Annotated in this window: 5 protein-coding genes; all 5 read right to left on the bottom strand. The window is 69.4% G+C overall.

The window, feature by feature from the left end; genetic code table 11:
- Window positions 1-1,051 precede the first annotated feature (1,051 nt).
- On the bottom strand, window positions 1,052-2,050 hold the full coding sequence (locus tag OP04_RS37320; RefSeq protein WP_033344690.1) for an ABC transporter ATP-binding protein: 999 nt from the start codon (window positions 2,048-2,050) through the stop codon (window positions 1,052-1,054).
- A gap of 128 nt (window positions 2,051-2,178) precedes the next feature.
- A complete protein-coding gene (locus OP04_RS37315; RefSeq protein WP_051799680.1) occupies window positions 2,179-3,234 on the bottom strand; it encodes an ABC transporter permease in 1,056 nt (351 codons plus the stop codon).
- Between the two features lies 1 nt (window position 3,235).
- Window positions 3,236-4,216, bottom strand: coding sequence for an ABC transporter permease (locus tag OP04_RS37310; protein ID WP_033344668.1), 981 nt, complete (start codon window positions 4,214-4,216; stop codon window positions 3,236-3,238).
- The gene (locus OP04_RS37305) at window positions 4,213-5,265 is read right to left on the bottom strand and encodes an ABC transporter ATP-binding protein (protein ID WP_033344667.1); all 1,053 of its coding nucleotides are present in this window, start codon (window positions 5,263-5,265) and stop codon (window positions 4,213-4,215) included. The genes OP04_RS37310 and OP04_RS37305 overlap by 4 nt, the downstream gene beginning before the upstream one ends.
- A 75-nt stretch (window positions 5,266-5,340) precedes the next feature.
- A complete protein-coding gene (locus OP04_RS37300; protein WP_033344666.1) occupies window positions 5,341-7,023 on the bottom strand; it encodes an ABC transporter substrate-binding protein in 1,683 nt (560 codons plus the stop codon).
- Window positions 7,024-7,031: the final 8 nt, after the last annotated feature.

Here is a 7,031-nt window from a genome sequence, read left to right as displayed (position 1 = left end):
CCCCTCGCCCCTCGCCCCTCGCCCGAAATTTCAGCATAAAGAAGCCCCGGCAGCCGCTGCCACGGAAAGCCAGCCGCGCACCGCACAGCCGCTCCACGCCGAAGCCAGCCAGTGGATCATCGAGTGTCGCCGAGAGGGCCTCAGAACCGCCGCCTGAGGCCCTCTCGGCGACATTCGATGATCGTTTCGGCGCGTCGGGCACGGCGACAGAAAGTGGCAGCCATCCATACGGATGCAGCGGCCGGACCAAGCAGGTTCGCGGGGGCGGAATCCCCGGCGGCGAGAGCCGCCGTACCGCAGCCGGCACAGAGCGGCCGGCGACACGCGGACTCACCGAGCTTCCCGCGACAGGAGAAGGCGGGACGGAACCCACGGGCTCCTGTATACCGAAATGCCGGACGCGGAGCCTCCGGCACCCGCTTCCGGCCGCACCGTGCTGCCGGTGGGCCAACAGCGCACCCGACACTCACCTCCGGCCAGACCGACGCCCGGAAAGGTTCGCAGCGCGCCGGGCCGTGGGAGTTCGTGTGGTGTGCCGGACCACGACGAAACCGGCTCCTCGCGCCGTGCGGAGCGCCAGCGGAGCCCGGCGCGAGGTTTGCCCGCGGGAGCAACGCTGCCGGACCACGCCGGAAGCGGGAAAATGAATTAGATCTTGATCTCGCCCTTGAAAGACACCAGGTCGAGGCGGCCGGCTCACGTATCACACAATAGGGCGAAATTTCGGGCGCGGAGCGCCCGGCTCCCACGTGCGACCGGACACTGATACCGGAAAGCCGGTGGAGCGATGCGGGCGCCGGGGCAGCGAGGCGCCCGGCTCCGGGACCCGAGCACCCCGGGACCGCAGACGCGAGGCCCGGAGAGGACGCGAGGAACGAGGACGCGGGGCCGGTGGCGCGGGCCGAAGACGCGGGGAGCGGGGACGCAGGGCTCGAGCCGAGGGGAAACATGGGATGAACCGGTGGGTAACGTCGCTGACGCTTGTCGATGGATGATATAGACGTAGGCCGGGCCCGCGCACCGTGCGGGAGCGCGCGGGCCCGGCACGGCCTCACCCGACCGGGGCGGTCGTCGGGTGGAGCCAGCAGGCGACCGTGCGAACGGAGCCTGCGGGGGAAGCGGACGGGGGGCCGAGCGGCGGCAGGTGTTTGTCGCAGGGGTCGAAGGCCTTGGGGCAGCGCGGGTTGAAGGAGCAGCCGGTCGGCATCGAGCGCAGGTCCGGCGGTGAGCCGGGGATGCCGGTCAGGTCGCGCTTCTCACCGCGCAGCGCGGGGAACGAGTTGAGCAGGCCGTGGCTGTACGGGTGGAGCGAGTCCCGGTAGAGCGCGGCCGACGGGGCCTCCTCGACGATCCGGCCGCCGTACATGATGGCGATCCGGTCGGCGAACTCGACCAGCAGCGACAGGTCGTGCGTGATGAACAGGACGGAGAAGCCGAGCCGTTCGCGCAGGCCGACGAGCTGGCGGAGGATCTGCCGCTGCATGACCACGTCGAGCGCGGTGGTCGGCTCGTCCATGATGACGACCTGCGGTTCGAGCGCCAGCGCCATGCCGATCATGACGCGTTGCCGCATGCCGCCGGAGAGCTGGTGCGGGTAGGCGTCGAGCCGGTCCGCGGCGATGCCGACCAGGCCGAGCAGTTCGCGGGCCCGGTCGCGCAGCGCCTGCCGGGACAGGCCGGGCGTGTGGGCGCGGATCACGTCGGTGAGCTGCTGCGAGATCTTGTGGACCGGGTTGAGCGAGTTCATCGCGCCCTGGAACACGATCGACGTCTCCGCCCAGCGGAACGCGCGCAGCTCGCGCGGCGACAGCGCGAGCACGTCGTACGGCTCGCCGTCGCGCGGGTGGTAGACGACCTGCCCGCCGGAGATCACGCCGGGCGGCGGGAGCAGGCGGGTGGCGCCGTAGGCGAGCGTGGACTTGCCGCTGCCGCTCTCCCCCGCGAGCCCGAGGACCTCCCCACGGTGCAGCGTGAGGTGGACCTCGCGGACCGCGTGCACGGCGTTCTCGCCGAGCCCGTAGTCCACGTTCAGGTTGCGGATCTCCAGCACCGGCTCCCGGCGGCGCGGCGTCGGGAGCGGAACCGGCGCGGCTTCCACGTCAGGGGCGCGCGTTGCCGTGGAACCTGCCGGTTCCCCGAGTGGCCGCGACCGCGCCGATGATTCGCTCGCAAGCTCGCTCATGCCAGTTCCTTCTCTTCACGATCAACATCAACACCAAGATCAACGGCATCCAGCGGTACGGCCGGCGCGTGCGGAGACACCGGCCGGGTACCGAGCGGCGTCGTCCTGAGCACGGGCGTGAAGCCGACGCGCATGCGTACCGTGTGGCCGGAAGCGGTTTTGATCGTCGTCTTTCCCGCGGAGCGCAGGCGCGGGCTGACGAACTCGTCGATGCCGAAGTTGACCAGCGACAGCGCGGTGCCGAGGATCGCGATCGCCAGGCCCGCGGGGACGAACCACCACCACGCGCCGGACGCGAGCGCCTGCTGGCCCTGCGCCCAGAACAGGATCGTGCCCCAGTTCCACTCGGAGACGGTGGTGATGCCGATGAACGCGAGCGTGATCTCGGACATGACCGCGAAGATGACCGTGCCGACGAAGCCGGACGCGATGATCGCGGTGAGGTTCGGCAGGATCTCGAAGAAGATGACGCGCCAGGTGGACTCGCCGGTGGCGCGCGCGGCCTCGACGTAGTCCCGGCGGCGCAGCGAGAGCGTCTGCGCGCGCAGCACGCGCGCGTTCCAGGCCCACGACGTCAGGCCGATGACCAGCGCGATCATCAGGTCGGTGCTGCGTTCCAGCAGCGACGTGATGATGATGATCAGCGGCAGCGCGGGGATGACCAGGAAGACGTTGGACAGCGCGGAGAGCGAGTCGTCCGCGGCGCCGCCGAGGTAGCCGGCGGTGACGCCGACGATGACGGACAGCACGGTGGCGATGACGCCGGCCAGGAAGCCGACGAAGACGACGCCGCGCGTGCCGACCAGGATCTGGCTGAACACGTCCTGCCCGAGGTGCGTGGTGCCGAACCAGTGCGCGCCGGACGGCGGCTGGAGCAGGTCGGACGAGCGGGCGGACGCGTCGTAGGGCGCGATCCACGGCCCGATGATCGCCAGCAGCACGAAGAATCCGACGATGGCGACGCCGGTGGCGGCCTTCTTGTTGGCGATGAACCGGAACGGCTGACGCTTGGCCGCGACCGGCACGACCTCTACCGCGGAGGGGGTGGACATCTCAGCCCTCCTTTCGGGTACGCGGGTCGAGGGCCAGGTAGGCCAGGTCGGCGAGCAGGTTCGCGGCCAGCACCGAGAGCGTGATGACCAGGAAGACGCCCTGCATGAGCGGATAGTCCTTCGCGCCGACCGCCTGGAAGAGCTGGAAACCCAGGCCGGGGTACGAGAAGACGATCTCCACGAGCAGCGTGCCGCCGACGATGAAGCCGAGCGACAGCGCGAAGCCGGACACGTTCGGCAGCAGCGCGTTGCGGGCCGCGTAGGCCAGCGCCACCCGGCGTTCCGGCAGGCCCTTCGCGTGCGCGACCGTGATGTAGTCCTCGGCCGCGACCGTGACCATCATGTTGCGCATCGACAGGATCCAGCCGGAGACGGACGAGATCAGGATCGTGAACGCGGGCAGGATGCTGTGCTGCACCGCACTGCCGATGAACCACTGGTCCCAGGCCGGGACCAGGCCGGGCTCGTACCCGCCGGACGACGGGAAGAAGCTGCCCGGACCGGCCAGCAGCGTGATCGCGATCAGGCCGAGCCAGAAGTACGGGATCGAGGAGAGGAACGTGGTCGCGGGCAGCAGTCCGTCGACCCAGGAGCCGCGCCGCCAGCCGGCCAGCACGCCGAGCAGCGTGCCGATCGCGAAGCTGACCACGGTGGTGATGCCGACCAGCGTGACGGTCCAGCCGATGCTGTCGCCGATCACCTGGGAGACCGGGGCCGGGAAGAACGTGAAGGACAGGCCGAGGTCGCCGTGCAGCAGCTGGGACCAGTACTCGACGTACTGCTGCCAGAGCGATTTCTTCTCGTCCAGGCCGAACAGGATGTAGAGCGACTGGATCGCGTCCGCGTTCAGCTGGCCCTGGTAGCGGGAGATCATCGACCGCACCGGGTCGCCCGGGATCAGGCGCGGGATGAAGAAGTTGAGCGTGATCGCGGCCCAGGCCGTGAACAGGTAGAACGCGACGCGGCGCAGGAGGTGTTTCATGACGCCTTCACCTCGGAATCGGCGTAGAGCCAGCAGGCCGCCCAGTGGCCGTCGGCGTCGCCCACGGTCAGCCGCGGTGGCAGCTCGACGGAGCAGCGCGGCATCGCGGCCGGGCAGCGCGGGTGGAACCGGCAGCCGCTCGGCGGCGCGATCAGGCTGGGCGGCTCGCCCCCGGCCTTGTCCTCCGGGGTGGCCTCGGCCAGCGAGTGCGCGGAGCCCTGGATCGTGTCCGGGTCCGGTGCGGAGTCGATGAGCAGCCGGGTGTACGGGTGGGCCGGCCGCTGCGTGACGGTCTCGCTGTCGCCGCCCTCCACCATCCGGCCGGCGTACATGACCAGCGTCTCGTCCGCGAAGTAGCGGGCCGACGCGATGTCGTGCGTGATGTAGAGGATCGCCAGGTGCAGGCGCTCCTTGAGGTCGCGCAGCAGGTTGAGCACGCCCAGCCGGATCGAGACGTCCAGCATGGAGACCGGCTCGTCCGCGAGCAGCACCTCCGGGTTCGCGCCGAGCGCGCGGGCGATCGCGACGCGCTGCCGCTGGCCGCCGGAGAGCTCGTGCGGGAACTTGTCCAGGTAGCGCTCGGGCGGCGTGAGGCTGACCCGGGTGAGCAGCGCGTACAGCGCTTCCTCCAGCTCCTTCTTCGAGGAGCCGCCGTTGCCGTGGATGCGCAGCGCGCGGGTGAGGTGGTAACGGATCGTGTGGACCGGGTTCAGCGACGCGAACGGGTCCTGGAAGATCATTTGGACCTTCCGGGCGTACGCGCGGAACGCTCTTCCGCCCTTGACCGTGCTGACCGCGCCGTGCAGCCGGATGTCGCCGCCGGTACGCGGGTAGAGCTGGGACAGCAGGCGGGCCACGGTCGACTTGCCGGAGCCGGATTCGCCGACGAGCGCGGTCACCCGGCCGCGGCGCAGCGTGAGCGTCACGTCGTCCACCGCGTGCACCGCGCGTGACCGGCGGGCGATCAGGTCGGCGAGGCCGCGTCGCACCGGGAAATGTTTGGTCAGTCCGTCGGCGGAGAGGACCGCCGTGTCGTCACTCGGCGTCATGCCGAACTCCTTACGCACATATGGTGCTGTCCTCCCTGGGCGGCGGTGGCGCGCCCAGGGAGGACAGCGGTTCAACTAGGAGTTGGCCGGCTTGAGGTGCAGGATGACGTCGACCGCGTTGGGCTGCGTGGGCTGGGCCGGGGCGTACGGGTCCTCGGCGGACGGCCAGCCGATCCAGTTCTTCACGTTGTAGGCGCCGCCGGCGTTGTCCGCGCCGACCGGGAGCATCGGCGCCTGCTCGACGAAGATCTTCTGCAGCGTGTTCATGGCCGTGGTGCGGGCCGCGTCGTCCAGCGCGTTGGCGTACGCCTCGAGCGCCGCCGTGGCCTCCGGGCTGTCGAAGCGCCCGAAGTTGCCGTTCTGGGAGACCTCGCCGATCGGCTTGAGCAGCTTGCCGTCCATGATCGTCTGGTACATGTCGTACGGGGTCGCGCCGCCGTTGGTCCAGCGGAACGTGGCCTCGAACGTGCCCTCCTCGACCGACTTCTGCCAGGCGTCCTGGGTGGCCTTGTCCAGCGTGGCCTCGATGCCGATCTGGGACAGGTTGTCCTTCACGATCTCCAGGCTGGTGATGTAGTCGGACCACGGCGCCGGGTCGGTCAGCTTGATCTTGACCGGTTTGCCGGACTTGTCCTTCAGCGTGGTGCCCTCGTACGTGTAGCCCGCGCCGGTGAGCAGTGCCTTCGCGCCCTCGACGTCGACCTTGTGCACCTGGCCCTTGTACTCCGGCGCGATGTACGAGTCGCCGGCCGGCGTCGGGATGCCGGTGACGGACGTGACCTCCGGGTGGAAGTAGCCGGCCGAGGCCTGCACGAAGATGTCGTTACGGTTGATCACCATGCCCATGGCGCGGCGCAGCGTGGCGTCGTTGAACGGCGCGACCGTGGTGTTGATGTAGAGCCCGTGGATGCCGATGACCGGCGCCGGGAACATCTTGTTGTTCTTCGGGTCCTTCGAGATGAAGACCGTCTCGTAGTTCGGGATGAAGACGAAGCTCCACTCCGACTCGCCGTTGGCCAGCGCCGTGGTCTGCGCGTTGTTGTCGTTGTACGACGTGTAGCGCAGCTCCTTGACCTGCGGCAGCGTCTGCCAGTAGCCCTCGGTGCGCACGGAGAGCGTGGTGGTCTGCGGCGTGAACGTCTTCAGCGTGTACGGCCCGGTGCCGACCGGGTTCTTGATGATGTCCGTGGACGGGTCCGGGATCGTGGACCAGATGTGCTTCGGCACGATCGCGATGTCCCGCAGGATGCGCGCCTCGTTGACGAACTGCGGCCGCTCGAACACGATCACGGCCTGGTTGCCGTTCGCGGTGGCGGAGACGATCGGCAGCGCGAACCGGTTGATCGCGTCCGTCTTGCCGATCAGGTCGTAGGTGAACGCGATGTCCTCGGCCGTGAACGCCTGGCCGTCCGACCACTTCGCGCCCTCACGCGCGGTCACGGTCAGCGTCTTGAGGTCCGCGCTCCAGGTGTAGTCCTGGGCCAGCCACGGCTTGGGCTTGTCCGACGGGCGGATCACGTTCGCCAGCGCCAGCGGCTCCCAGATCTGCCAGCGGTAGCCGAGGATCGAGGCGGAGGACGACTCCAGGAACGGGTTGTGGTTCTCGGTCTGCGGGCCGTTCGGCATGCCGATGTTGAGAACCTCGGCGGAGCCGCCGTTGTTGCGGTTCGCGTTCGGGCTCTCGCCGCACGCGGCGAGCGCGCCGGCTGCCAGCACGCCGGTCAGCGCGACGACTATGGACCTTCTGGTGAGACTCATGCGGAGTA

Source organism: Catenuloplanes japonicus (assembly GCF_000717135.1).
GTDB lineage: Bacteria > Actinomycetota > Actinomycetes > Mycobacteriales > Micromonosporaceae > Catenuloplanes > Catenuloplanes japonicus.
This window is presented reverse-complemented; position numbering and strand designations above follow the sequence as displayed.